General features: G+C 70.1%; 21 protein-coding genes. 5 read left to right on the top strand and 16 right to left on the bottom strand.

The genetic code is table 11. The features are described 5' to 3' along the window. The first annotated feature begins 329 nt into the window (after positions 1–329). On the top strand, positions 330–1,916 hold the full coding sequence (locus tag LzC2_RS09130; protein WP_171186085.1) for a transglutaminase-like domain-containing protein: 1,587 nt from the start codon (positions 330–332) through the stop codon (positions 1,914–1,916). Then, the gene (locus LzC2_RS09125; RefSeq protein ID WP_171186083.1) at positions 1,913–2,521 is read left to right on the top strand and encodes a Maf family protein; all 609 of its coding nucleotides are present in this window, start codon (positions 1,913–1,915) and stop codon (positions 2,519–2,521) included. Before LzC2_RS09130 ends, LzC2_RS09125 begins: the two co-directional genes overlap by 4 nt. 158 nt (positions 2,522–2,679) lie before the next feature. Here LzC2_RS09125 and LzC2_RS09120 read toward each other — a convergent pair whose 3' ends face one another. From LzC2_RS09120 to LzC2_RS09085, 8 genes are all read right to left on the bottom strand, one after another. Next, entirely contained in the window at positions 2,680–3,441 is a 762-nt protein-coding gene (locus tag LzC2_RS09120; RefSeq protein WP_171186081.1) for a 3-keto-disaccharide hydrolase, read from the bottom strand. 49 nt (positions 3,442–3,490) lie between these two features. Continuing rightward, a complete protein-coding gene (locus tag LzC2_RS09115) occupies positions 3,491–4,258 on the bottom strand; it encodes a 3-keto-disaccharide hydrolase (RefSeq protein ID WP_171186079.1) in 768 nt (255 codons plus the stop codon). A 57-nt stretch (positions 4,259–4,315) separates the two neighbouring features. Continuing rightward, entirely contained in the window at positions 4,316–5,668 is a 1,353-nt protein-coding gene (locus LzC2_RS09110) for an MATE family efflux transporter (protein ID WP_171186076.1), read from the bottom strand. Positions 5,669–5,784: 116 nt separating this feature from the next. After that, positions 5,785–6,498 carry a hypothetical protein gene (locus tag LzC2_RS09105; protein WP_171186074.1) on the bottom strand — a complete coding sequence of 238 codons (714 nt, stop codon included), beginning with the start codon at positions 6,496–6,498 and terminating at the stop codon, positions 5,785–5,787. Then, entirely contained in the window at positions 6,495–7,736 is a 1,242-nt protein-coding gene (locus LzC2_RS09100) for a hypothetical protein (protein WP_171186072.1), read from the bottom strand. Before LzC2_RS09100 ends, LzC2_RS09105 begins: the two co-directional genes overlap by 4 nt. After that, the gene (locus LzC2_RS09095) at positions 7,733–9,037 is read right to left on the bottom strand and encodes a hypothetical protein (protein WP_171186070.1); all 1,305 of its coding nucleotides are present in this window, start codon (positions 9,035–9,037) and stop codon (positions 7,733–7,735) included. Before LzC2_RS09095 ends, LzC2_RS09100 begins: the two co-directional genes overlap by 4 nt. Continuing rightward, complete coding sequence (locus tag LzC2_RS09090) at positions 9,027–10,337, bottom strand: hypothetical protein (RefSeq protein WP_171186067.1); 1,311 nt, start codon at positions 10,335–10,337, stop codon at positions 9,027–9,029. The genes LzC2_RS09095 and LzC2_RS09090 overlap by 11 nt, the downstream gene beginning before the upstream one ends. Further along, a complete protein-coding gene (locus LzC2_RS09085) occupies positions 10,322–10,669 on the bottom strand; it encodes a histidine triad nucleotide-binding protein (protein ID WP_171186065.1) in 348 nt (115 codons plus the stop codon). The genes LzC2_RS09090 and LzC2_RS09085 overlap by 16 nt, the downstream gene beginning before the upstream one ends. Before the next feature lie 152 nt (positions 10,670–10,821). Between LzC2_RS09085 and LzC2_RS09080 the strand changes: the two genes are divergently transcribed. After that, on the top strand, positions 10,822–11,277 hold the full coding sequence (locus LzC2_RS09080) for a TadE family protein (protein WP_171186063.1): 456 nt from the start codon (positions 10,822–10,824) through the stop codon (positions 11,275–11,277). A gap of 136 nt (positions 11,278–11,413) precedes the next feature. Here the strand turns inward: LzC2_RS09080 and LzC2_RS09075 are convergent, their stop codons facing one another. Continuing rightward, positions 11,414–12,934, bottom strand: coding sequence for an Nramp family divalent metal transporter (locus LzC2_RS09075; RefSeq protein WP_171186061.1), 1,521 nt, complete (start codon positions 12,932–12,934; stop codon positions 11,414–11,416). Continuing rightward, the gene (gene trpE, locus LzC2_RS09070) at positions 12,931–14,538 is read right to left on the bottom strand and encodes an anthranilate synthase component I (protein ID WP_171186059.1); all 1,608 of its coding nucleotides are present in this window, start codon (positions 14,536–14,538) and stop codon (positions 12,931–12,933) included. Before trpE ends, LzC2_RS09075 begins: the two co-directional genes overlap by 4 nt. A 177-nt stretch (positions 14,539–14,715) precedes the next feature. Between trpE and LzC2_RS09065 the strand changes: the two genes are divergently transcribed. After that, complete coding sequence (locus LzC2_RS09065) at positions 14,716–15,786, top strand: protein arginine kinase (RefSeq protein ID WP_171186057.1); 1,071 nt, start codon at positions 14,716–14,718, stop codon at positions 15,784–15,786. 45 nt (positions 15,787–15,831) lie between these two features. Here the strand turns inward: LzC2_RS09065 and LzC2_RS09060 are convergent, their stop codons facing one another. Then, entirely contained in the window at positions 15,832–16,419 is a 588-nt protein-coding gene (locus tag LzC2_RS09060) for a thioredoxin family protein (protein WP_171186055.1), read from the bottom strand. An 84-nt stretch (positions 16,420–16,503) separates the two neighbouring features. Beyond that, the gene (coaD, locus tag LzC2_RS09055) at positions 16,504–17,046 is read right to left on the bottom strand and encodes a pantetheine-phosphate adenylyltransferase (RefSeq protein ID WP_171186053.1); all 543 of its coding nucleotides are present in this window, start codon (positions 17,044–17,046) and stop codon (positions 16,504–16,506) included. A 177-nt stretch (positions 17,047–17,223) separates the two neighbouring features. Here coaD and LzC2_RS09050 point away from each other — a divergent pair, with 177 nt between their 5' ends. Next, entirely contained in the window at positions 17,224–17,748 is a 525-nt protein-coding gene (locus tag LzC2_RS09050; protein ID WP_171186051.1) for an Hsp20/alpha crystallin family protein, read from the top strand. A 40-nt stretch (positions 17,749–17,788) separates the two neighbouring features. Here the strand turns inward: LzC2_RS09050 and LzC2_RS09045 are convergent, their stop codons facing one another. The 4 genes from LzC2_RS09045 to LzC2_RS09030 form a co-directional block, all read right to left on the bottom strand. Next, positions 17,789–18,664 (bottom strand): hypothetical protein, encoded by an 876-nt coding sequence (locus tag LzC2_RS09045; RefSeq protein WP_171186049.1) that lies wholly within the window; start codon positions 18,662–18,664, stop codon positions 17,789–17,791. A 13-nt stretch (positions 18,665–18,677) separates the two neighbouring features. Next, a complete protein-coding gene (locus tag LzC2_RS09040; protein WP_171186047.1) occupies positions 18,678–20,600 on the bottom strand; it encodes a zinc ribbon domain-containing protein in 1,923 nt (640 codons plus the stop codon). Further along, entirely contained in the window at positions 20,593–21,348 is a 756-nt protein-coding gene (ispD, locus tag LzC2_RS09035; protein WP_171186045.1) for a 2-C-methyl-D-erythritol 4-phosphate cytidylyltransferase, read from the bottom strand. The genes LzC2_RS09040 and ispD overlap by 8 nt, the downstream gene beginning before the upstream one ends. Before the next feature lie 93 nt (positions 21,349–21,441). Further along, positions 21,442–24,195: polyamine aminopropyltransferase (locus LzC2_RS09030; RefSeq protein ID WP_171186043.1), on the bottom strand; the 2,754-nt coding region annotated here is incomplete at its 5' end.

Raw genomic sequence — 24,195 nt, 5'->3', positions numbered from 1 at the left:
AAGAACCGAACGGGGGAACGCCGACGGTGCGGCGGCCGCGTCCTCCTCAGCGGCGGCGACCGTCGTGGGCGGCATCGCCGACCGCCCCCGGAAAGGGGCGGAGATGATGCCGAACCGCCACGGCCGCTCCTCACCCTAACTCCCGTATCAGGGACCGGCGCGGACATTCCCTACGCGCACGGATTGAAGCTCGCCCGGCGGCGGGCGTCGCCCGACCAGCCCGCACACCCGGTCGCCGTCGGCACGTTCGGGAACCGCCGACGTTCTCCCCCGACGGCTCAACTCTCTCTAAGATGCCGGCTCCCCGACGCCCGCACGACCGGTCCCGCATGCTCCGTTTCGCCCCCCCGCCGTTCGCGGCGCTCCTGCTCGCCGCGGTGAGCCTCCCCGCTCTCGCCCAGGACGAGCCGGTCGTCCCGGCCGCGCCCGACGGGGGCGCCGCGGTCGGGGTCGCCGAGGAACTGACCGCGGATGTCGAGGATACGACGTGGGGCGTCATCGCCTTGGGCGACGAACGGATCGGTTGGACGCGGACCGTGGCGACGCCGCTCGGCGAGAACGGGGACGCCAGCGCGCGCACGGAGGTCGAGACGAACATGACGTTCCGCCGGTTCGGCCAGACGATCAAAATGGCCGTCGAACTGAGCGCCGAAGAAACGGCCGACGGCGGGCTGCGGGCCTACACGCTGGTCACGAAGAACCCCGGCGCCGCGCCGACGAAGGCGGTGGGCGAGCGCGTCGGCGACGTGATGCAGGTCACCTCCACCGTCAACGGGCAGCAGGCGGTCCGCGAAATCCCCGTCCCGGGCGACGTGAAAGGGCCGAGCTACCTCGAAACCGTCCTCGCCGGCGACGAATTGAAGCCGGGCCGGCCGGTCAGCTTCAAAGCCTTCTTCCCGGACCTGGAGAAGGTCGGCACGACCACGCTGTCGATCGCTCCGAACGCGGAAGCGGTCGAAACGCCCACCGGCGAGACGCGCACGCTGACCGCCGTGACGGTGACCCACGACATCCTGCCGATCAGCACCACCCTGTACGTCGATGAGGACGGCGAAGCGGCCTTCGATTCGACGTTCATGCTGGGTCAGGAGATGGTCACCTACGAGGTCAGCAAAGAGGAAGCCCTGCGGGCAGTGTTCGGCAAGGGGGGCGACGTCGGTTTCGACACGCTGGTCGCCGTCGAGACGATTCCGAACGTGCACCAGACGCAGCAGGTCGTCTATGAGGTGACCGTCGAGGAGGCGGACCCGGCCGAGTTGTTCCTCGCGACGGCATCCCAAACGGTCGAGCCGTTGGACGAGCGCCGGGCCCGCGTCACGGTGAAGCGGCTGCCGATTCCCGCGTCCGCGACGGCCGGCGTCGCCCCGAACCTGTTGAAGTCCACCCGCTACCTGCAAAGCGACGACCCCCGCGTCATCGCCCATGCGGAGGCCGCCGCCCCGGCGGACGCTCCGGCGGGCACGGTCGCGGTGGGCTGTACGGAGTACGTCGGCCGCGTGCTGACGAACAAGAACTTCAGCACCGCCCTGGCCAGCGCGGCGGAGGTCGCGGAGAACCTCGCCGGCGACTGCACGGAGCACAGCGTGCTGTGCGCCGCGATGCTGCGGGCCCGCGGCATCCCGGCCCGCGTCTGCGTGGGCTTGGTGACGATCCCCGGCCGCGGTCAGATGGGCGGACATATGTGGGTCGAAGCGTTGCTGGACGCCGACGGCCCCGTCGTCGAGGGAGGCGGCGGCGACGGCGAAGCGATCTGGATTCCGCTCGACCCGACGATGACCGGCGGAGGCATCGGCGGCGGGCATCTGCTGCTGGGCCGCAGCGATTTGAGCGACGACGACGCGGCTCCCGTCGCCAGCTTCCTGCCGATGCTGGAAGTGATCGGCCGGCTGACCGTGAAGGTGGTCGAGTCGAAGTGAGCGAACCCGGCGCCCCCGCTCCGCCGCCGCTGATCCTCGCCAGCACGTCGCCCTACCGGGCGATGCTGCTGGATCGGCTCGGCGTGCCGTACACGCAGCAATCGCCCGGCGTGGACGAGGAGGCGGTGACGGCGAAGATGACCGACCCCGCGGCGCTCGCCGAACGCCTCGCCGTGATGAAGGCGGAGGCGGTCGCGCACCGTAGCCCGGACGCCGTCTGCCTCGGCAGCGATCAGGTGGCGGTCGTCGGCGGGGAAATCGTCTCGAAACCGGGCACGCCGGAGCGGGCGCTGGCCCAACTGATCGCCGCCCGCGACGGCGGATTGAGCCTGTATTGCGGCGTGGCGCTCGCCGGACCGGGCGAACGCCGCCGGGCGACGGTGGTTCGCTCCGACCTCGTGCTCCACCCGCTCTCCGACGAGCGACTGCGAGCCTATGTGGCGAAGGTGCACCCGGTCGACTGCGCCGGCAGTTTCAAGCTTGAAGAACCCGGCGGGCTGGCGCTGTTCGACCGCATCGAGGCCGCCGATTGGACGGCCGTCATTGGCTTGCCGCTGCTGACCGTCGCCGCGTGGTTACGGGACGCGGGGCACACGCTGCCGTGAACAGATCGCTTATGTGGGCCGAGGAGGGTTGAGCCTCCGACGAACGCTTGCGGTTTCGCAGCGTCCGAGGGCTGTCGGGGGGCTGCGAAACCGCAAGCGACGCCCGCACCTCCAACAGAGCGCAGACTTCACCCTGACGCTCAGTAAATGCCCCGGCCTCAGGCATCCGGGTAGGTCTCGCCGCGGTCGAGTTCCAGATCCCGCACCCAGATGTTGCGGAAGCTGACCTTGTCGCCGTGCCATTGGAGGTTGAACGGTTCCTTTAACGGGTGCGGCAGGTATTGCCCCCGTCGTCCCTGCAACCGAGCGGTCGCCCCCCGCAACGGACGCCGGACTTGGACGGCGACGCCGTTGTGAAACACCGTCGCGCGGGCCGGGCGAACGATCGTGCCATTCTCGTCGAATCGCGGCGCCTCGAACAACACGTCGTATGTCTGCCACGCGCCCGGCGGCCGGCAGGCGTTCACCAGCGGCGGCGTCTGTTTGTAGAGCGAGCCGGCCTGACTGTCGTAGGTGGTGCTGTTCTCGAACGAATCCATGATCTGCACCTCGTAGCGATTCATCAGATACAGCCCGCTGTTGCCGCGGCCCTGCCCGCTGCCCTCGACCTCGGCGGGGGTACGGAACTCCAAGTGCACCTGCACGTCGCCGAACTTCTGCTTCGTGGTGATCGTCCCGCCGCCCGCCGTCGCGACGCCGTGCTTCACCTCCCACTTCTCCCCGCCTCGAAAGGCGGAGAGGTCCGTTCCGGCGAATAGCACGATCGCGTCCGAGGGCGGATCGGCCGCGGTCTCGCCCGGCGTCACGACCGCCGGCTCTTTCCAGACGATGCCGCTTTTCCACTCCTGCATCCCCGCCGCCGTCGCCGCGAGCAACGGAACGCACAGGCCGGCGGCGAGAGTCGAACGGCGACGAAACATGGCGGAGCGAGCGAGGCGAGAGGTGACGGGGAGCGAGGTCGGAACGGCGTCAGGCGTCCGGGTAGGTCTCGCCGCGATCGAGTTCCAGTTCCCGCACCCAGATGTTGCGGAAGCTGACCGGGTTGTTGTGGAATTGCAGCGTCATCGGCCCCTTCTCCGCCTTCGAGTCGTAGCTGGGCGGCTTGTGGAACGCCGTGCCGCCGAGGATCTCCTGGTGCACCTGCACCGCGACGCCGTTGTGCAGCACGGTGGCGTACGCCGGACGGACGAGGGCGCCGTTCTCGTCGAACTTCGGGGCTTCGAAGGTGATGTCGTAGGTCTGCCAGACGCCCGGTCCGCGGGAGGCGTTCACCAGCGGCGGGCTCTGCTTGTACAGGGCCGCGGCCTGACCGTCGAAGTAGGTTTCGTTGTCGAACGAATCAAGGATCTGCACCTCGTACTGCCCCATCAGGTGCAGGCCGCTGTTCCCGCGGCCCTGCCCGTTGCCCTTCACCTCGGCGGGGGTGCGGAACTCCAGGTGCACCTGCACGTCGCCGAACTTCTGCTTGGTGGCGATCGTGCCGCCCTTGGTGGTGGCCACGCCGTGCTTCACCTCCCACTTCTCCCCGCCCTTCCACGCGGAAAGATCCGTGCCGCCGAACAGGATGATCGCATCGGAAGGCGGATCCGCGGCCGTCTCGCCGGGCGTCACGACCGCCGGCTCTTTCCAAACGATGCCGCTTTTCCACTCCTGCATCCCCGCCGCCGTCGCCGCGAGCAACGGAACGCACAGGCCGGCCGACAACAAGCGGGGATGAGCAAAGCGAGCGGGACGCATCGGGCGAGGCCTCTGGGTGAGGTGCGGGGGCGGGGCGAACGCCGCCAAGGTGACGACTCACACCTCCTTCCGCCACCACCCGCCGATGCGGAACCAGATCCCCGCCGCGGTCGCCCGGAAGAACACGTCGCCGCCCATCCCCAGATACGCTCCCGGCAGACCCCAGCCGAGCCACACGCCGCCCACCCACGCCAACGGCAGGCGAAGGGCGTACATCCCCGCCAGCGTGAGGATCAGCGGGACGCGGGTCTCCCCCGCCCCCCTGAGCGCGGTGACGTAGACGATGCTGCCGGTCAGCGGGATCTGAAACAGTCCCAGCATCCGCAGCGCCGGCACGGCCTCCGCCCGCACCGCCGGATCGAGGTGCATGAAGGAGACCAGGGGCGGCGCCGCGAGCACGAACACGGCGCTGATCGCGGCGCCGAGCAGCGCGCACTGCCCCGCGGCGACGTGCCCGACGTGCTTCGCCCGCCGCACGCGTCGCGCCCCGAGGCTCTGCCCCACGATCGTCGCCGCCGCGGCGCCCCACGCGACCGACGGGAGATAGGTGATCGCCTCCAATCGCACCGCCACGATGTGCGCGGCGAACGTCACGTCCCCGCCGCCGCTCCCGGCGACGGCGGCGCTCGTTGCGGTCGTCGGCAGGCGAGCGATCAGGGCGAGGAAGGCGAAATGCCCGCCCCAGCGGATCGCGCCGTCAAACGCCGCGGGGAGACCGATCTTCAGCACGCGGGCGGTCGTCGCTCGGTCCGGCAGCAGTTCCGAACCGATCAGCCGCAACCGCGTCGCCCCGCTGGCCAGCGTCGCCAGCAGCGCCAGCCCGCCCAACGTCCGGGCGACGACGGTGCCGTACACGATCCCGTTCGCCCCGTACGCCGGCAGGCCGAGCGGTTCGAGGCCGTAGACGAACGCCCAACTGGCCGCGGCGTTCAGCAGGTTCATCCCGGCGCCCAGCATGAGGGGCGTCGTCATATCGCCGGCGCCCCGCAGCGAAGCGAACCCGGCGAGGGCCATCGCAGTGACGATCTGCCCCGCCCCGTCGACGCGGAGGTAACGCACCGCGATCGCGAACGATTCCCCCTCCATCCCCAGCCCCCGGGCCAGCCACGGGGCGAGGGGGTAGAGCGCGGCGTAATACAGCAGGCCCGCGATCAGCCCCAGCCCCAGCACGCGGTTCGCGACGGCGTTCGCCAGCGCCGGCTCCCCGGCGCCCCAATGACGAGCGACGATCGCCGTCGCCCCGACGCTGACCACGCCGAACAGCATCGTCGCCAGCCAGGCGACGTACGCCGCCAACCCCACCGCCGCCGTCGCCCCCGGACTGATCTGCCCGCTGAGCCACGTATCGAACAGCCCGACGCCGAACCCGAGAACCTGCTCCCCCAACACCGGCCACGCGAGCGTCAGCACCGCCAAGTGCAACGGCCTAACGGCTCCCGCTTCTCGGCCGCTGAAGTTCTTCCTGCCACCTCCGCCAGAGTCCTGCCGTCGATTACTTAAGCGGCGGGGGTATCGGGGGGAGGAGCTCACGCGGAGATCGTAGGCTGCTTGTCAGCGTCCGCCGGGCGATCGGATTCGTGCCACATCTTCATCGTCGGCTCACGTCGAACAATGCCGGTGTGGATCGGGCGGAAGCGATCCGCCGCGCCCACGGCAGCCAACGCCTCGATCAGCCAATTGCGATCGAGTTCGGTGACCTCCGGCGTAAGGGTCACCGTTCGTCCGGCCACTCTCGCTCGCAGTGCCGGCGGGGCGCCGATCGTCCAGGCCCGCGGCGGCTCCGCCGGCACGAGATCGCCTTCGGCGAGCAATAAGGTCCGGCTGGCGTCGGACCGGTGCGGCGCGGGGTTTCCGATCCACTCGCGGGTCGCTTGAATCTCCCCCGGCATCGCTCGCAGCCTCGCCCGGAACATCAGCCGCCATGTGCTCCAGATGCTTGCGACGATCGCCAGCAGGGGAACCGCCGAGCAGGCGGAACCGGCCAGCAACTTGCGGAAACCTGGGGCCCCGAACTGGACGAACGCCGACCAGAGAGTGATCAAAGCCAGAACCTCCGCCGCCCCGGCTCCCAGCAGCCACACGGCGAGGCATCCCCGGCGACCGTCGGCCTCTAACGGTTCGACCGTCGCCTTCAATATTGGGGTCGGGTGCAACTCTGCCCGATGCACCCGGATCCGCGTCCCCGCGGGTAGCGGGGGGAATCCCAGCGGCGGGCCGGCGGGGGCGTGCGGAGTCGTCATGTCAGCGAGGGATCGTCCGTGAACTCACCGAAGCGCCAATCGGCCGGCGGTTTCGCGTTCCAATCGGCTTCGATCAGTAGCGCCTTCACCGCCCCGGCCGCCGCGGCGGCGAAGGTGGCGGGGTCGTCATGCGGCACCCGACCGGTCAGCGGGATCGCCGTTTGCTCTGCACCATCCCAGCGGGCCGGGCGGACGAGCATCGCGGTCGGGTTGCGTCGGTAGCGGCTCGCCGCCTTCCACGGCAGGTTCGCGTGAACCTCGCCGAGGCTCCACCGCCCCGTGTGGTGCAGCGCCGCGGCGACGGCTTGAATGCCGGAGAGTCTCACCCGCGGCCCGACCCGCCAACGCCCCCAGCCGGTGCGAATCGCCAGTCGGTCGCCCCGATTGGGCTTGGCGAGCAACGTCACCCGGACCGTCGCCCAGGGCGCCGCGCCGATCCCGGCGCCCGCCGCGAGTCCGGCGGCGACGCCGACGGGCCAAGTCGCCCACAGACCGGGGGTCATCGGGGAGCCGTCAAGGAACCACAACCACCACGCCCCCGGAGCGACGAGCGCGATCGCGACGCCGCCAGCGATCCATAACCGAAAAGGGGCCCCGCTTCGCGGCATCAGCGGCGTCGTCACCGTCGGCCTACCGCGGCGATCGTGTCCGACCTGCACGTCCGGGTGCGGGGGAGCCTGTGGATCGGCTGATGTGAGCCACGGCCCCGCCGGGCGGTCCCGCGGGACGACGCCGATGACGCCCGCGATCCCCGCCCGCACCCGAGCGCCATTCGCTCCGTCGAGCGACCGCGCCAACTGGACCCGCTGCCCGCCGAGACGGGCCGAGACGGCCGCGTGCTCGTCCGCCCCGAACCACGGCCCCGGTTCGTCGATCAAGCCGTCGCCCTCCACGAGCGACGTTGTGCCGTACCGCCGCATGCCCCACCACACCCGTTCCCATTCGGCGCGCTCCGGCGTGACGCGAAACCAGATGCGGGCGTATCCCAGGCGCGTCTCCGCCAAGAACACCGCGGCCAGAAAAAACGGCACGGCGGAGCAGGCCAATCCGCCCCACAGTTCGCCCCAGTTTACGCCGACCAGACCTCTCCCCAGTTGCTCACTGACCATCGCCGCGGCCCACAGCATCGAGACCGCGAGGGCTCCCACGACGCCCAGCACGGTCATCGATCTTCCCCAGCGGGAGGGCTCGAACGAAGCCTCGAAGACGACCTCGTTCCCTGTCGGTTCGTTCGTCATTCAACGCGCTCCGGCGACGAGAACTCCCATCCGAACCGCCAGTCGGCGGGAACATCCGCGTTCCACCCCAGTTCGTGCAGCTTCGCCCGCACACGTCCCACGACGGCCTCTGCCAGCGAGGCGCCTCTCGGCCCCGTACCGCGGAGCAGCGGGACTGCCGAGCCGCCGACGAACGGTTTGAGCCACCACGGGCGATCCCGGACCACAAGGTAAACGCAGCCCCGCAGCGGGTCGGCGGCGCCGTCCGGATTGCCGGCCGCGGGGAATCCCCGCGACACCGCCCGCAGATTCGAGCTGATGAACGTGCGTCGCACGCGCAGCGGACCGATGCCCGACGAGCGACGGACGCGGGGCCCGCCGTCGCGGCCACGGTCGATCGTGACCCGCACCGTGCCGATCGCCTTGATGAGCCAATGGGCCGTTCCCCAACTCAGCAGGAGCGCGATCATCAACCAGAGTCCGGCGCCCTCCGCCTCGATCCCTCGCATGATGCCGACCGCGATCACCACGCCGACCGCGAAAAGGCTGGCGACGAGGAGAGCCGCCGTCGGCCCCAAATCGTCAGCCATGTTCGCGGGCCACGCGATCGTGAGCCGGCCCGACTCCTCCCGCAGCATGCGGAGCGAGGGAGAATCGACGTCTGCCGAACTGGCCGGCGCATCGACGAGGGCGGGGATGCGGGGGCACCAGTCCGGTCGGCCGTTGGCTTCCGCGCAGCGGGCGAGGGCGGCCGCCAGCCAGGCTCGGTCCTGAGTCGTCAGGCTGGGGGTGAAGTCCGTCTCTCCCTCGGCGGTTCGCCACCGTAACGGTCTCGGCAGGCCGACGTTCGCCTCCGGGGAGGGATCCCACAGCCGGGGGCGGCGGTCCGTCCCGTCGAGGTCGAACCGCAACGATCGAGTCCGCAGTCGGCCGAACCAGAGCATCTCCGCGGTGACGCCGTCCGGGGCCATCGTCAGCCCGAGGCGGGTCGTCTCGTCCTTCATCAACCAGAAGACCCCGCCCGTGCCGACCAGAACCACGCCCGTGCACCCGCAAAGAAACGCCGCGAAGCCCATCTCGCCCTCGGCGAACGCGCTGATCGCCAAGGCCACGACCGCGCCCCACATCGCCAGCCCGATCGCACCGACCGCCACGTGCCGCAGCAGCCCGCCGCCGAACGACGTGGCCGCGGCGACCTGCACTTCCAGACCCGGTTCCGGGAGCAAATCGGCGCGCGTGACGCTGATCCGCGTGGGCGTGGGCAGCGGCGGGAGGGCGAGCGAACCGCCGTGCCCCGTGCGCGGGGCGGGGTCAGGCGACATCGTCGCCACGCGGGGCGTCGGCGGGGTTCCAGCCGGTCATTTCGAGGCGATGCCGGACGAGCGCGGCGACGGTCGCCGCCATTGCGCGATCGCCGCCAAGGCTCAGCGGGAAGTGCTCGCCGAACGTTTCGGGCGGGGCAAGCCGCACCGCCGCGACGGCCATGCGGTGCGTTCTCCCCGACGATTTGATCGCGCCGAAGTTCTTCCAGAGGACGACGTCCTCGATTCGCTCCCGCCGGATCGACTTCGTGTAGCGCAGCAGTCCCGTCCCGAAGCGAACCGTCAAGAATTGATCGCCGACGGTCGTCCGCACCTTCGCGCGACACACCGCGATCAGCCCCGAGACCCACACGAGCCCCGCAACGGCGAACGGCAGATTGAACAGCAGTCCGAACGGGTCGAACCAATCGCCGTTCCGACGAGCCTCTCGCCAGTCCCCCGCGACCGTGAAGCCGAGGATCGTCCACCACAGGATCGCGAACGCCGCGCCGAAGGCGACCAGCGCCCGCTTGCCCGGGGGCCAGCCGGGCCAGAGGGGAACTTCGATCACCGAACGCCCGCGGGCATCAAGCGTCTCCCGGACGAGGGGGTTGTCCGACTCGTCGAGAGCGGACACGGAAACCGTTTCCGGCGGGGCGTCCGGGTCGTCGCCGAACTCGTCCGGAGCGTCCACGCCGAGGGTGCGGTTGATCGCGTCCGCGACCCACCGCACCAGTTCTTCATCCCACATCGTGCCGAAGGAGACGGTGCGATCGTCCACCTCCTTCGGCCCGACCCGCACGCGATGCCGCGGGACGTCGTTCTCCTGATACGCCTCTTCCAGCGTCGCGCGATCGCCGGGGACGAGCGACACGCTGCGAGTCTTCTGCCGACCGAACCACTCCGTCCGCACGGCGACCGTGCCGGTTCCCGCTTTCGAGCCTCGCTCCGCGAACACCAGCGTGCGGGTGTATCGCATCTTCGTCCACCAGAACGCCAAGCCGACCCCGATCGCGGGGAAGAGGCCCGTCAGCGGCAGCACGAACCACGGCACGGGGCCGTTCTCGTTCTCGGCCGGGACGAGGGTCCAATCGACGCCCTCGGTCAAGGCGACGCCCCAGAACGCCCCCGCGACCGTCCAGGAGATCGCGTTCCAAAGCAGCGTGAAGATCAGCAGCGATCGTGCCCGCTTCTTCCCCGGGGGCACGCTCAGCACGAGCCGGCCGTGGTCGCCGGACGGCCCCGGCCCGTGTTCAAGCCCGGGCGTTTCGACCACGTCGATGAGGGCGCCGGGCGGCGGTTCGGTCAGCCCGGCGGCCAAGACAGCTCCCGCCCGCCCATCACATGAAAGTGCAGATGAAAGACGCTCTGACCGGCGCCGGCGCCGCTGTTGGCGATCACGCGGTAGGCCTCTTGGCAGCCCTCCTTCTCCGCGACGGCGTCGCACATCCGCAGGCACTTGCCGAGCAGTTCGACGTCGGCGTCCGTCGCCGTGTGCAGGCTCACGATCGGCCGTTTGGGGATGACCAACACGTGCACCGGCGCCTGCGGGTTCACGTCCCGGAAGGCGAGGCAGTCGTCGTTCTCCAAGACGACGTCCGCCGGGATCTCGCCGTCGAGAATCTTCTGAAAGATGGTGGGTTCGTCAGCCATGCGGCGACCGTACCGGGGGGCCGAGCGACCCGCAAACTCGGCATCCGACGCATCACCCGGGTCGTAACGCTGACGCTCCGCGGAGCCTCAGCGTTACGTGCAGGAACCATGACCTACGGTCGAGCGTCGTCCCTCTCCTAAGCCTTCCGCCCATGTTCCGCACACAGCGAGCTCGTTGTTCCGCACAGCGCCGTCGCGGGGCGGCGTTGGTGGAGGCGGCGATCGTGCTGCCGATCTTTTTCCTGGCCATCTTGGCGATGGTCGAATTCGGCCGAGCGATGATGGTCGGCCAGTTGGTGACGAACGCCGCCCGGGAGGGCGCCCGTCGGGCGATCCTGTACGGCAGCGACGGCGAGGAGGTTCGCACGCATGTCACGGAGTTCCTCCAGAACGCTGCGGATATCGACCCGGAGCACGTCGACATGACGATCACCGTGCGGCCGGGGCCGGATCGGACCGGCTCGCCGCCGGAGGATCTCGCCGACTCCGCGAGCGGCGATCGCGTCACCGTGCGGGTCGTCGTGCCGTGGGATCAGGCCGGCTGGGGCACGCTGCGATGGCTCGGCGGGAAGAGCTTCCGAGGCCAGGCGACCATGCGGCACGAGTGAACGAACGCGCGTCTCCCCTCTCCCTCAGGGAGAGGGGCCGGGGGTGAGGGTGGCGAGCGCTCACCCACCGGCATTCCCGGAGTGACGAATGGACGGGATGCCGGAGCATCAGAGATGACTGGCTGTCGCTCTCCCCTCACCCCCAGCCCCTCTCCCCTAAAAAAGGGAGAGGGGAGGACGAAGTCAGACCAATTAGCTTCATCACCGCCGAGTACCCGCCGAACGCCCCGGCGACCAACAAGCCGGCGACGCTGAGGAACAGACAGGCCGTCCACGCCGCGCCCGGCCGCAGGCCCGGAGGAGCGACCCGAAACCGCAGCCAAACCGCCGAGACGCCCAGCACCGGCAACAGCAGGCTCTGGGCGACGCCGCCGATCACGACCAGCAGCACCGGGTCGGAGCTGACGAACGCGAACAGCCCGACGCTGATCGCCGTCAGCAGGACGGAGAGAACCTTCACCGCGCGCACGTACGTCGGTTCGCCCTCGGGCAACCAGCCGGCGATGCGGAGGCCGTCGGCCCACATGCGGGCGTTCGCCGCGGTGGCGATCAGCAGGGTCGAATAGAGCACCGCGACCGCCCCGGCCAGGAACAGCCACCCAGCCTCCTTTCCGAACACTGGCTCATACGCGGTGGCGAGCGCCGCGATCGTCTCGCTGCCCTCCGGCCGCACGCCGGTCGGATGCAGCACGGCGGCGCCGATCAGATAGAACGCCACCGTGCTGACGGTGTAGACGCACAGCGCCGCGAAGGCGTCCGCCCGCATCACCCGCATCCAGCCCTTCGCCCGGGCCGTCCATTCAATCGCCCCTTCGGCGCCCTCCCCGGGCCGTCTCCCGGTGAAGCGGGCGTAGCCCTTCTCCAAGCACCAGTACGGGTAGGCGACCAGTTCCGTCGCCCCGACGCCGATCAATCCGAACGCGGCGAGGGCGATGAACACCGCATCCGGGGCGACGACGAGATCGTTCAGCGGGTTCAGTCCGGCCAGCAGATCGCCGGTCGGGAGGGCGAACTCTTCGCTGCTCTGCAAAGCAACCGCATTGCCGACCGTCAGCGCGGTGAACGCCGCGACCAGCACGGCGGAGAGCGCCTGAATGAGCCGATAGCGTCCGCCCCACAGGAGCGCCGCCGTCAACACGCCGGCGACCGCCGCCCAGAGGGCCGCGCCGTGCGTACCGAACCACGGGAAGGCGAGGTTCATCGCCTGACCCACCCCGCCGGCGAGTCCGCCGACCTGTCCGAGCTGCGTGAGCATCATTAAGGCCCACAGCAGCACGACCCAGTTCACGCTCCTGCGGCGCCCCGTCGGCAGCCGCGGGCCGGGGACGGCGTTGAGCAGATCGAGCGTCGTCCGCCCCGTCGCGACCGCAGCCCGGCCGAGTTCCACCTGCACGAACACCTTGATCCCGCAGCCCAGCAGGATCAGCCACAGCAGTCCGATGCCGACCTTCGCCCCGGTCCCGGTCGTGGCGAACAGCTCGCCCGACCCGACGATCGCCCCCGCGATGATCACGCCGGGACCGAGGTGTTTGAGCGTGCCGCGCAGCGTCTTCGGCGGTTCCTCGACGCCCCCCGCTTCGCCGTCGCCGCCAGGCGGCGCGCCGACCGGAAGATCCGCGCCGCCTGGCGGCGACGGCGAAGCGGGGGGAGCGCTCACAGCTGCCCCTCCGCCACGTCGATTGCTCGCAGCAGGGCGCGGGCCTTGTGGACGGTTTCTTCGTATTCAAGGCTCGGATCGCTGTCCGCGACGACGCCGCAGCCGGCCTGCACGTCGACCGTCTGGCCGACCATCACCATCGTCCGCAGGGCGATGCAGACGTCCATGTCGCCGCCGAAGTCGACATAACCCACCGCCCCGCCGTAGGGGCCACGGCGATGCGGTTCGAGTTCGTCGATAATCTCCATCGCCCGCACCTTCGGGGCGCCGCTGACCGTGCCCGCCGGCAGCCCGGACCGCAGGGCGTCCAGCGCCGTCAGCCCCGGCTTCAACATGCCACGGACGTTCGAGGTGAGGTGCATCACGTGGCTGTACCGCTCCACCTCCATCACGTCTGTCAGACGCACCGAACCGAACCGCGACACGCGGCCGACGTCGTTCCGGGCGAGGTCGATCAGCATGACGTGCTCCGCCCGCTCCTTGGGATCGGCCAGCAGTTCCGCGGCGAGGGCGTCGTCTTCGGCCGGGGTGGCCCCCCGCCTGCGGGTGCCGGCCAGCGGGCGAATCGTTACGTCCCGTTTGTGGTCCTCCGGCGTCGCGTCGTCGCGGGTTTCGACCCGCACCATGATCTCCGGCGACGCCCCGATCAGCGTGCAGTCCGGGCCGTTGAGCAGGAACATGAACGGCGAGGGGTTCACGACCCGCAGCGCCCGGTAGATATCCAGCGGCCGGGCGTGCGTCTCGCGGCGAAACCGCTGCGAGGGGACGAACTGGAACACGTCGCCGGCGGCGATGTACTCCTTCCCCTTCAGGACCGCCGCTTCGAAGCCCTCCCGGGTCATATTGCTGACCGGTTCCTCCTTCGGAACGGAGGCGACGGGGTCGATGTCGGTGATCGGCAGGTCCGCAATTCCCTGCTGGAGCTGGCGAACGGTCTCGTTCACCCGCTCGACGGCCGCCGCGTAGCTGGCGGCGGGGTCGTCGGCGCTGGCCTCGGCATGAGCGATCACGAGGATCGTCTTGCTGATGTGATCGAACGCCACGAGTCGGTCGTAGATGCCGAACTGCATGTCCGGCAGGCCGCGATCGTCCTCCGGGGCGTCCGGGAGGCGTTCGACGTAGCGCACCGTGTCGTAGCCGGCGTAGCCGACCGCTCCGCCGCGAAACGCCGGCAGTTCGCCGGGCCGGAGGCCGGGCGGGGTGAGCACGCGATACTCCGCCAGCAGGCTCTCCAACTTGGCGAGCGGGTCTTCGCACTCGATCGTCTGCGTCGAGGACGCCGAGCCGTCCGTTCCCCGGTAGGTCACCTCGTGCCGCTCGGGGGCGATCTGGCGGGCCTCGATCAGCAGCCGCGGGTCGGCGCCGACGAAGCTGTACCGGCCGACCTTCTCCCCGCCGACGACCGATTCAAAGAGGAAACCGCGTCCGCCCCAGCGCAGCTTCTGGTACGCCGCCACCGGCGTCAGCGCGTCCGCCGTCAGGCGACGGAAGATGGGCACGAGGGTGGTGCGATCGCCTTCATCCTCGATGCGATCAACGTCTTTCGCAAGGGCGAGAAACGCGTCGCGGGACGGCGTGTGGCGAGTGGGGTTCGGCGCGGACATCGGGCGGGCATCGTGGGGGCGAACCCGCTGCGACGCCAGTCCGAGCCGGGAGCATGCTTCCGGCGGCGACTGGGGGCACGCCACGTTGACCGCCCCTGCCGTCCATCTAGAATCGCCATCCCCGCAATCAATACGACTCGCGTCGAACGCGACTCGCTGCCGACGAAAGCCCCCCTGGTGCACCTGGACACACTGACCGCCAACAGCGGCGAGTGGCTCCGCGGCACCGGCCCGGATAGCGACGTGGTCGTTTCCAGCCGCATCCGGCTGGCCCGCAACCTCTCGCAGTTCCCCTTCCCCGCCCGGGCGGAGGAGGCCACCAAGTCGGAGGTCTATTCGCTGCTCGCCGGCACGCTGGGCGATCTCGACGCCAGCCCCACGCTGCACCCGTTCGGCCTGGAAACGCTGGACGAACTGGACGCCCAGTTGCTGGTCGAACGACAGCTCATCAGCCATGAGCTGGCCGAGGGCGAGGGGCCCCGCGGCGTCGCGGTCAGCCGGGACGAAACGGTCTCCGTGATGATGAACGAGGAGGATCACCTGCGGATTCAGGTGCTCGCCAGCGGATTCGACGTGAAGGGCGCTTGGGCGAAGGCGAACGGCGTCGACGACGCCATTGAGGCCGACCTGCCCTACGCCTTCGACGAGCAGTTCGGCTTCCTCACTGCCTGCCCCACCAATTGCGGTACCGGCCTGCGGGTCAGCGTGATGCTGCACCTCCCGGCGCTGGTCCTCACCAAAGAAATCCAGAAGGTTTTTCAGGCCCTGCAGAAGATTCGGCTGGCCGTCCGCGGCCTGTACGGCGAAGGCTCACAGGCGATGGGCGACTTCTACCAGATCAGCAATCAGGTGACGCTGGGGCTGTCCGAGGAAGAACTCGTCGAGAAGGTCGCCGAAGTCGTCCCGAACATCATTTCCTACGAACGCCGGGTGCGGAAGGCGCTCGTTCGTCAGGACCGTCGCAGCCTGCACGACCAGATCGCCCGCGCCCACGGCGTGCTCCGCAGCGCCCAGACGATCAGCAGCGACGAGACGATGGGCCTGCTGAGTTCTTTGCGGCTCGGCGTGAACCTCGGCCTGATCGACGAGCTGGAGCCGGCTACGGTGAACGAAATGTTCATCCACACGCAGCCAGCCCACCTCCAGAAGCTGAAGGGCGAGGAACTCAGTTCCCCCGAACGCAACGTCGCCCGCGCGGGGTATCTGCGTGACAAACTCGCGGATGCGGAACTCGACACGGACGAGTGATCCCGTAACGCCGAGGCTCCGCGGAGCCTCGGCGTTAGGCGGCGACTACTCCGCTCGCTGGCCGGTGAAGTAGTCCGGGGCGTCCTTCCACTTGATGTTGCAGCCGATGCTCGGCTTCTGGTCCGGCGGGACCGGGGCGCCGGCGATCACCTGCTCCGCGGCGGCCCGCAGGTCGCCGCCGTCGACCGGGAGATCGTTGCCCGGGCGGCTGTCGTCGAACTGCCCGCGGTAGGCCAGTTTGTGGCTCGAATCGAACAGGAAGAAGTCCGGCGTGCAGGCGGCTTTGTAGGCCTTCGCGACGCTTTGGTCCTCGTCATAGACGTACGGGAACGTGTAGCCGGCGTCCGCCTTCTCCTCGGCCATCTTCTCAAAGCTGTCGTCCGGGTACTCAACGGCGTCGTTGGAGCCGATCGCGACGATCGACAGCCCCTTCGACTCGTACTCCTCTCCGAACTCCGCCAGGGCCGATCGCAGGTGCTTCACGAACGGGCAGTGGTTGCTGATGAACATCACCAGCAGCGGCTTGCCCTCGTAATCCGAGAGGCTCACCGTCCCCCCGTCACCGGCGGCGGGCAGCGAGAACGTCGGAGCCGGCGTGCCCAGTTCGAGCATCGTGGAAGCGGTGCGGACCATCGGAGGAAGTGTTTCGTGCGGGGAACGGGATGAACCCACAGCCCATCGCACCAGCGTCCGTCCGTCAACCGGGCCTCCCCGGGTCTACTTCGAGGCGGTTGCGGTCTCGGGCGTCGCCGCATACTTCCGCAGCAGCGGAGCGACGACCGAAGCCGGCACGAATCGCCTCAACTGCGGCTCGACCGCCGGGCCGCCGAAGCGGGCGATCTGCTTAATCAGGCTGCTGGAGACATGCGACAGGTTCTCATGCGCCATCAGGAACACGGTTTCGAGTTCCGGGGCGAGCGTGCGGTTCGTCAGCGACATCGTCAGTTCCGCCTCGATGTCCATCAGGCTTCGCACCCCCCGCAGCAGTGCCGCGGCGCCAGCCTGACGGGCGAAATCGACCGCCAGCCCGTCGAAGGTCTGCACGGTGACGTTCTGCAGGTCGGCCAGCGACGTCCGAATCAGATCGACACGCTCCGCCGGGGTGAACAGCGGGTTCTTGTCTGGGTTGATGCCCACGCCCACGGTGAGCCGGTCGAACAACTTGGCGCCGCGTCGGATGATATCCTCGTGCCCCAGCGTGACCGGATCGAAGCTGCCCACATAGGCGGCGTGTCGGTGGTCGGGCGAAGCGGCGGCCATCGGGCGTGCAGTCAAACCGGCGTACAGTCGAATCGGGAGGCCCAAGCCTACCGTTCAGCGGCGCCGGGCGACCCGACCGTCCCGACCGCGGTCGTCGATTAGACTGGGCGAATCCAAGATCGCCGCCCCCGCCGCGAATCCCCGTTCATCCCCACCATCGCTAATCACGCACCTCCCATGACCATCCATGCCTCCGCCACGTCCTCCAGTTCTCATACGTCCAGCCACGCCGGCGCCAGCAGCAGCACGGTCCAGTCCGCGGTTGATCGAGTGCGGTCGGAGGTAGAACGGCTGGTGGAAACCGCGGTGAATCAGGGCGAAAAAGCCCTCGACGCCGTGGGCATCAAGGCGCCGCCCCGCAAGCAGCCGTTCCCGCCGCTGGATCTGACGGACGCCCCGGATGCAGTCGTGGTGCGGGTCGACCTTCCCGGCGTGAAGCCGGGCGGGGTGACCGTCGATCTGTCCGGCAGCATCCTCACGATCGCCGGCTCGCTGCCGGCCTTCCCCGCCGCGCCCGGCACCACGCCGGCTCTGCGAGAACGCCCCCACGGAGCGTTCAGCCGGTCCGTCTCCCTGCCCGCCGCCGTCGATCCGGCGGGGGTGAGCGCCGAGTTGAAGGACGGATTGCTGACGGTCACGCTCGCCAAGAACGCCTCCGCATCGAGTCATTCGATCCCCGTCAACGCCCACTCCCGCGAATGATTCGCCTCGCTTCGCCGTCGCCGATAGGCGGCGCGCCCGCTCACGGAGGCGCGCCGCCTGTCGGCGACGGCGAACCGGTGGACGCGGACGGAACCAATCGCACCCCGTCCGTCTCGGTCCGAACCCGGCGACCGGCGGCATCGGCGAGCGCCTCCAACGCCTCCCGGACCGTCGTCGGCTCCGCGACGTTCAGCTGCACCGGCGGATCGTTCGTCCCCTCGACGGTGATGCGAACCCGCAGCAGGTCTTCGAAATCGGCGACGATCTCACGCAGCGGACGGGGCGCCGACATGCGATAGGAGGAGAGCGTCGCGTCGAGCCGCCGCTCGATGCGGCGCACCGCGAGATCCTCGCTCGGTCGCGGCGCCGTGACCGCGGGCCGCACCGGCTTCGGCGGGTCGATCGGTTCCGGTTCAACCGTTTCCGGGACGATCGGCTCCGGCGTGACCGGGTCTGGAACGGTTGGCTGAGGAACGACCGGTTCGGGTTCCACAGGCGGCCCCTCAGCAGCAACCGAGGGCGGGCCGACGATCGCGTCCTCATCGGGCGGCCTCGGCTGAGCGACGGCGATTTCCGTCCGATCGTTCGATTCAGGCCGCTCCGGTCCGCTCCGCAGCACGAGCCAACCGGCGGTCAGCGCGCATCCCACCCCGACCGCGGCGAGAGCGAAGGGCCAACGCGGCGTCGGGCGGGCGACGGCCCCGCCGACCGTGCGAACCGCGACTTCGCCCCCGTCGTCCCGACTGAGCAGCAAACCGGCGCCGCAGGACGGGCAATCGAACGCCTGTCCGCTCCCCGCTCCTCCGACCCGATCGCCCCGCACCCGCAACGCCTCGTCGCAGGCGGGGCAGCGGAACGCGGCGGGCGGCGGGCGACGGACCGGCGTCGTCGGTTTTCGGAGAGGCGGGCGGCTCATGACGATTCGACGCTCACTCCGCCGGCGGGCCGGGTCCGATCGGCAGCGGCGTCTGCCCGGCGGCCTTCGCGGCTTTGTAGGTCGTCACCAGCAGCGTGCCCTTCTGCGGCGTGTCGGCGACGACCGCCAGCTTCGGATGGTTCTGCATGATGCGGGCGATCGCCTCCTTCGCCGGCACGCGGCCGAGGGCGAACTCCTGAGTCATGTTCTGCGTCATCCCGCCGTCGCCGATCGCCCCGCCGTCCAGTTCCACGGTGAACTTCGCCTCCTCGGCGATAAACTGGAAAGCCTCCTGCATCGGGGTGCGACGGAAGTCGATGTCGACGACCCGATCCAGTTTTTCGATCAGCGTGGCGTTGTCGGGCGCCGCGGCGACGATGGTCGGGGCGGCGGTTCGCTGGCCGCTGAGTCCGGCTTCCCAAGTCAGCAGGGAGGCAAGTGCGAAGTTCGGTCCCGCCGCCTTCGGCAGCTTCACCGCGGATCGATAGACCCGATCCTCCGTCCCGCCGACGCGGCCGTTGATCGCCGCGGCGAGCATCGCCGGCAGCCGGCCGACCAGTCGCTGACGCCCGACCGTCGCCGGGACCAGCGTGCGGACATAGGCGAGCAATTCCTCAGGCAGCGTCCCCAGCTCCTTCGCCGCCGTGCGGCCGAGGGTGCTGGCGACGTCGTCCGTCGTGCCCCGCACCGCGAGCGTCACGGCCACGTCGTCCCCGTCGGCTGCCGGCCCGAAGCCGACCGCGACCGCCTCGGTCCATCCGCCGAACGAGGCGTATACAGCATCCGCCAGCGGCCGGACGTTATCAGCGAACAGCGTTTCCCGATGCAGATCGAGATCGAGCGGTTGGAATAACACCGTCAGCGGCGCCGTGCGATCGGTCGCCGGCAACAAGCCCTCGACCGCGGGGGCGGTCAGCGCCGCGACCGGGTCGAGGTCCGGGGCGAACTCCGCCGGAGCGAAGGCCATCCCGACCGGCTTCGCAGCCGGATCGTCCGGGTCGTTCAGCACGACGATCGCCAACTGTCTGTCGGAGTCGATCTGCATCGGAACGGCGTACTGTTCCGTCAGCGTGCCGGGCAGGTTCAGCACGAGTTCGGACCGCTGCGGCGGCTCGGCGAAGGTGAAGACGACCGCCGGCTTCGGCACGCTGCCCCGCGGTCCCATCACCCAGCCGACGGTGCATTCCTCCATCGCCTGCGGCGGGTAACCGGTGAGTTCCGTCAGCTCCGTCTCCGCCCACGCGGCGAGCGGGCCGGTGGCGAGGCGGGTGTCCTCCCACTTCGGTCCCCACAGCTCCGCCGGCCGCATGTGAACCAACATCGAAACCCCGGCCGGCATCGCCCGGAGCGTGATCGGCTCGATCTCCCGATCGCCCGCCGCCAGCGCCGACGCGGCGCCCGCGGTCGCGTCGAAGCCGGAGGCTTCCCGCTCGCGCTGCTCGGCCCGTTCCTGCTTCACCTGCTCCGTCGCCTGCTGCGGCCCGGGGGGCGGGGCGTTCATCGCGTCGTTGACGAAGTAGGCGACCGCCCCGATGCCGATTGCCGACAGGACGCCGACGACGATCTCCGGGGTGCGACTGCGCTTCTTGCTGCGACGGCGCTGCTTGAGAACCGACCCTTCCGGTTCCGCCGCGGCCACCACGGGGGCCGCGGCCAGGGGGCCCGCGGTCGAGTCGGCCGTCGGGACGATGACCGGGGCGGCGGGCGCTTCTTTCTTGGGCGTCGCTTCGCGGGAGTCGGCGGCATCGAACGTCACGCCGGCGGGGCTGTCGAGTTCCAACTCGACCACCGGCTCCGGTTCCTTCAGCTTGAACTTGTGCTGGCAACTCGGGCACTTGCCGACCTTCCCCAACACGCGACGGTCGCGCAGCTTGAGAATCGACCCGCACTTCGGGCAGGGCAGACGAAACGGTTGACCGGTCGATGCGTCAGCCACGGTGCGGCTCCCCCGTCCTATTTCGTGATTCGCCCGGCGAGCCGACGTCCGACCGCAGCAGCGCGTCGGCGAGGGCGTAATCGTCCGGGGTGGTGATTTTGAAGTTTCGAGCCGACCCGCGCACGACGCGGACCGGGATGCCGGCCCGTTCGAGCAGTTCGGCTTCGTCCGTCGCCGGCGGGCGATCATCGTCGATGCGCTGGGCGAACGCCCGCCGCATCAAGTCCGCTCGCGCGACCTGCGGCGTCTGAGCCGCCCACAGGTCGCCGCGGGGCACGGTCTCCACGACGCGCCCGTCCCGCACCCGCTTCACGGTGCTGGCGATCGGCGTGCAGAGCAGCGCGGCGCCGCTGGCGGCGGCTTCGGCGAACACCGCTTCGAGATCCTCCCGCGTCGCCAACGGGCGGGCCGCGTCGTGCACGGCGATCAGATCCGCGTCCCCGCAGCGCGCGATGCCGTTCGCGACGGAATCGACCCGCTCCGCACCGCCGGCCGTCACGATCACGCGGACGCCGTCGCGGTTCTCCGCATCGAGGAGCGCCAGATTCTCCGTCGTGAACCGCGTCACGTCGTCCGCCGCGACGACCAGCACCACCCGCACGACCTGCGGCAGCGAGGTGAACAGCGTCAGCGAACGTCGCCATAGCGGCACGCCGTGCAGTTCGGCATAGGCCTTGCGGACCTCTCCCCCGAACCGCGTGCCGCGGCCGGCGGCGGGCAGCGCCACGGCGACGGTCGGTCCGGTCATGGCGTATCGGGGGCGGGGAAACAGAGGGGGCGAGGCGGCATCGTACCGCCCCGCCCCCTCGGATTCCGCCCGCGGTCGTTCAGCCCGGGTCCATCAACGAACCGTCGGATCGACGACCAGTTCGGTCGATTCCAGTCCCTTCAACATCTCCCGCGGATCGGCCTCCTCTTCGGTGGCATGCCCGGCGGCCTCGGCGGCGAGGGCGTCGGCGTTCGACAGGCGGCGATCGTGCGTCTCCTGCAGGCTCGTGCGATGCGATCGCAGCGGACGAACCAGCGAGCGCGTCAGCCACGCCTGCCGGGTTTCGCGGTCGGCATCGGGCACCCCGGCCTCCTCGGCGGCGGCGGCGAGGATCGCGAAACCGTCGTTCACCGCGTCGAGGCTTTCCGTCACGTCGTGCAGAGCGACGCCGGTCTTGGCGGGCCAGCCGTTCACCAACTGATCGCGGCCCCGCAGTTCCCAACGCGCCTTGAGCACCTGCAGCAATCCGTTGGCGGTATCGTACCGTTCGCCGGCGTCGGGGATCACCTCGGGATGCTCCTTCAACACTTCCAGGGCATCGCAGACGCCTCGCACACTGCGATCGCCGGCCGGGGCGCGATGCACGGCCGTCAGCAGGCAGCGCAGCAACGCCGCGGGCCGGTCGCCCCGGCGGGCGTACAGCCGGGCCAACTCCGCCGGCAGGGCCGGGGTGAGCATCGGATCGAAGGGGGCGGCGAAGGTCTCCAACGCCGCGAGATTCACGTCGGACAGATTCGTCGCCGCGGACAGCGCTTCGACGAACTGCACCCGCCGTTCGTCCTCCGGGTGACGCACGGTCTGCGGGCCGGCGGAGGTCTGCCGAATCACGCTGCGGATGCTCTTGGTCAGTCGCTTCTTCAACTCCTGTCGATAGACCCAGGGGCGGTCCGGGTATTCGAGGTGCAACTGACGCCGGGCGATCACCTCCTGCAGGCGATGATCGACGCGACGGCGCTCAACTGCGGGCACGGCGGTTTCCAGCACCTGACTCGACACCGGGGCGAGGACGGCGGCGACGGCGGTCGGCTTGTCGTCCCAGGCTTGCATGGCCCGCGGAAGGGCGAAGGCGGTGCGGCCGTCGGCGGGCGTGACCGGAGCCGCATCGGCCACCAGATCCGCGATGCGATCGGGCGCCACCACGTTGAGGTTCAGGGGAACGCTCCAGTCCCAACCGCATTCAGCCATCAACCGTCGGACGTGCGGGCGGTCGGCGCGGACGCCCAATCGCCCGTCGACCAACCCGTCCGGGGCGTTCGTGCCCAGCAGGGCGAACTCGCCGCGGCCGACTTCTACGCAACGCACCTCGGAGAACGCGGTCCGCCAGGTGGCCGCCGCGGTCGCCAGCGCCTCGGGGCCGCAGTCGTTGGTCCGCACCCGGCGACAGGCGATGCCTTCGGGCGTCAGCAAGTTGGCGAGCCGGGCGGCGAAAGCGGCGGATTCCTCGGCGGCGGCGTCCGCCGTACCGGGATGCGGAGGGTCGGCGATGACGACGTCGAACCGCGGGGCGTCCCGCAGTTCCGCGCTCCGCACCGCGAGGTTCGGATCGAGCGGCAGCAGTTTGAAGCGTTCATCCGCGAAGGGGTCGTTCGCTCGCCCGCGGACCAGTTCCTTGCGAATTGCGTCCATCGCGACGCCGCGGCCGTCACAGGCGACGATCTGTTGAACCGGGAACCGCGTCACGGCCTCCGCGACGGAAGGCCCGGACGTGCCGAGCAGCAGCACGCGATTCGGCGCCCGCACCCAGCACAGCGGCAGCGTCGCCCGCATGATCGCGGCGGTGTCCCGGGGAGCGAGCGTCGGTTGCAGCGCCGCGGCCGCTTCGGGGAGGCCGTCGTGACGAACGGTCAGTAGCGTGCCGTGCTTGCGATACAGCGTGACGGTGTCGCGATCGGTTTCGATCCGAGCGAGCTCCCGAGCGTCGTCCAACTGTCCCAGCGTCGGCCCGGTCACGCCGCCCTGCCGAGCGAGCGTCGGCAACACGCCGAACAACGTTTTCGCGGCATCGGTCGGCGGGGCGTTCCAAACCGTCACGCATCCCAGAGCCGCCAACGCCGTCGCTCCGAACGCCGCCCGCGAACGGACGTCGAACGTGCCGCTCCGCACCGCCGCGACAAGCGTCGCGGCGACCGACAGACCGACCGAAGCGACGAGCACGGACGCATCCGGCGCCGCGGACAAGGCCGCGCCGCCGATCAGCAGTCCGATGCCGACCGTCACCGGCAGCAGACCGAACGAACCGTTCGCCCCCCGCCCCGCGATCCCCGCCCCGACGCAGGCCGGCAGCAGGAACGCGGCGGCGCAGAGGATCCGCAGATCGGTCAGCAGCCACGGCGAGTCGATCGTCGCGTTCGCCCAGAGATTCAGATCGACCCACAAAGCGCCGCCGCCGAACGCCGCCGCGGTTCCGACGGCGGCAACCGTGCCCCCGACGAGCGCCCGGCGATCACGCCGCAGCCGACCGGCGATCCACAGCCCGAAGCCCAGCCCCGCCACGGCGAGAGCGCCTCGGCCCAGCGCCAGTTCGACGGTGATGGGGAAGTACGCTTGAGCCGCCCGCAGACCGGCCGCCGCGAGGGCGCCGCAGCACAGCGTCAGCAGGACGGCCGCCGGATCGACGGCCCGACGCGACCGCGTCTCGCCCGACGCCGACCGGCTTTCACGGGAGGCTGGCAGGAAGAATGAAACGCCGGTCCCGACGATCGCCGCCGCCGCGGCGACCAGCGTCGCGTTTTGCAGCCCGACGGCCGGAGCGAGCAGGAGGCCGAACAGTCCGACGCCCGCCCCCGCGGCGAGCAGGCGGACGGCGCCGTGACCACGTCCGTGGCC

The organism is Alienimonas chondri, assembly GCF_013036045.1.
GTDB classification, from domain to species: Bacteria; Planctomycetota; Planctomycetia; order Planctomycetales; family Planctomycetaceae; genus Alienimonas; species Alienimonas chondri.
This window is presented reverse-complemented; position numbering and strand designations above follow the sequence as displayed.

Bases quoted from the DNA above. Each gene is read 5' to 3' on its own strand.
- LzC2_RS09115 (WP_171186079.1), bottom strand. From the start codon at position 4,258: ATGCGTCCCGCTCGCTTTGCTCATCCCCGCTTGTTGTCGGCCGGCCTG.
- coaD (WP_171186053.1), bottom strand. From the start codon at position 17,046: ATGGCCGCCGCTTCGCCCGACCACCGACACGCCGCCTATGTGGGCAGC.
- LzC2_RS09100 (WP_171186072.1), bottom strand. From the start codon at position 7,736: ATGACGAACGAACCGACAGGGAACGAGGTCGTCTTCGAGGCTTCGTTC.
- LzC2_RS09050 (WP_171186051.1), top strand. From the start codon at position 17,224: ATGACCATCCATGCCTCCGCCACGTCCTCCAGTTCTCATACGTCCAGC.
- LzC2_RS09060 (WP_171186055.1), bottom strand. From the start codon at position 16,419: ATGGTCCGCACCGCTTCCACGATGCTCGAACTGGGCACGCCGGCTCCG.
- LzC2_RS09080 (WP_171186063.1), top strand. From the start codon at position 10,822: ATGTTCCGCACACAGCGAGCTCGTTGTTCCGCACAGCGCCGTCGCGGG.
- LzC2_RS09095 (WP_171186070.1), bottom strand. From the start codon at position 9,037: ATGTCGCCTGACCCCGCCCCGCGCACGGGGCACGGCGGTTCGCTCGCC.
- LzC2_RS09085 (WP_171186065.1), bottom strand. From the start codon at position 10,669: ATGGCTGACGAACCCACCATCTTTCAGAAGATTCTCGACGGCGAGATC.
- LzC2_RS09105 (WP_171186074.1), bottom strand. From the start codon at position 6,498: ATGACGACTCCGCACGCCCCCGCCGGCCCGCCGCTGGGATTCCCCCCG.
- LzC2_RS09045 (WP_171186049.1), bottom strand. From the start codon at position 18,664: ATGAGCCGCCCGCCTCTCCGAAAACCGACGACGCCGGTCCGTCGCCCG.
- ispD (WP_171186045.1), bottom strand. From the start codon at position 21,348: ATGACCGGACCGACCGTCGCCGTGGCGCTGCCCGCCGCCGGCCGCGGC.
- LzC2_RS09120 (WP_171186081.1), bottom strand. From the start codon at position 3,441: ATGTTTCGTCGCCGTTCGACTCTCGCCGCCGGCCTGTGCGTTCCGTTG.
- LzC2_RS09130 (WP_171186085.1), top strand. From the start codon at position 330: ATGCTCCGTTTCGCCCCCCCGCCGTTCGCGGCGCTCCTGCTCGCCGCG.
- trpE (WP_171186059.1), bottom strand. From the start codon at position 14,538: ATGTCCGCGCCGAACCCCACTCGCCACACGCCGTCCCGCGACGCGTTT.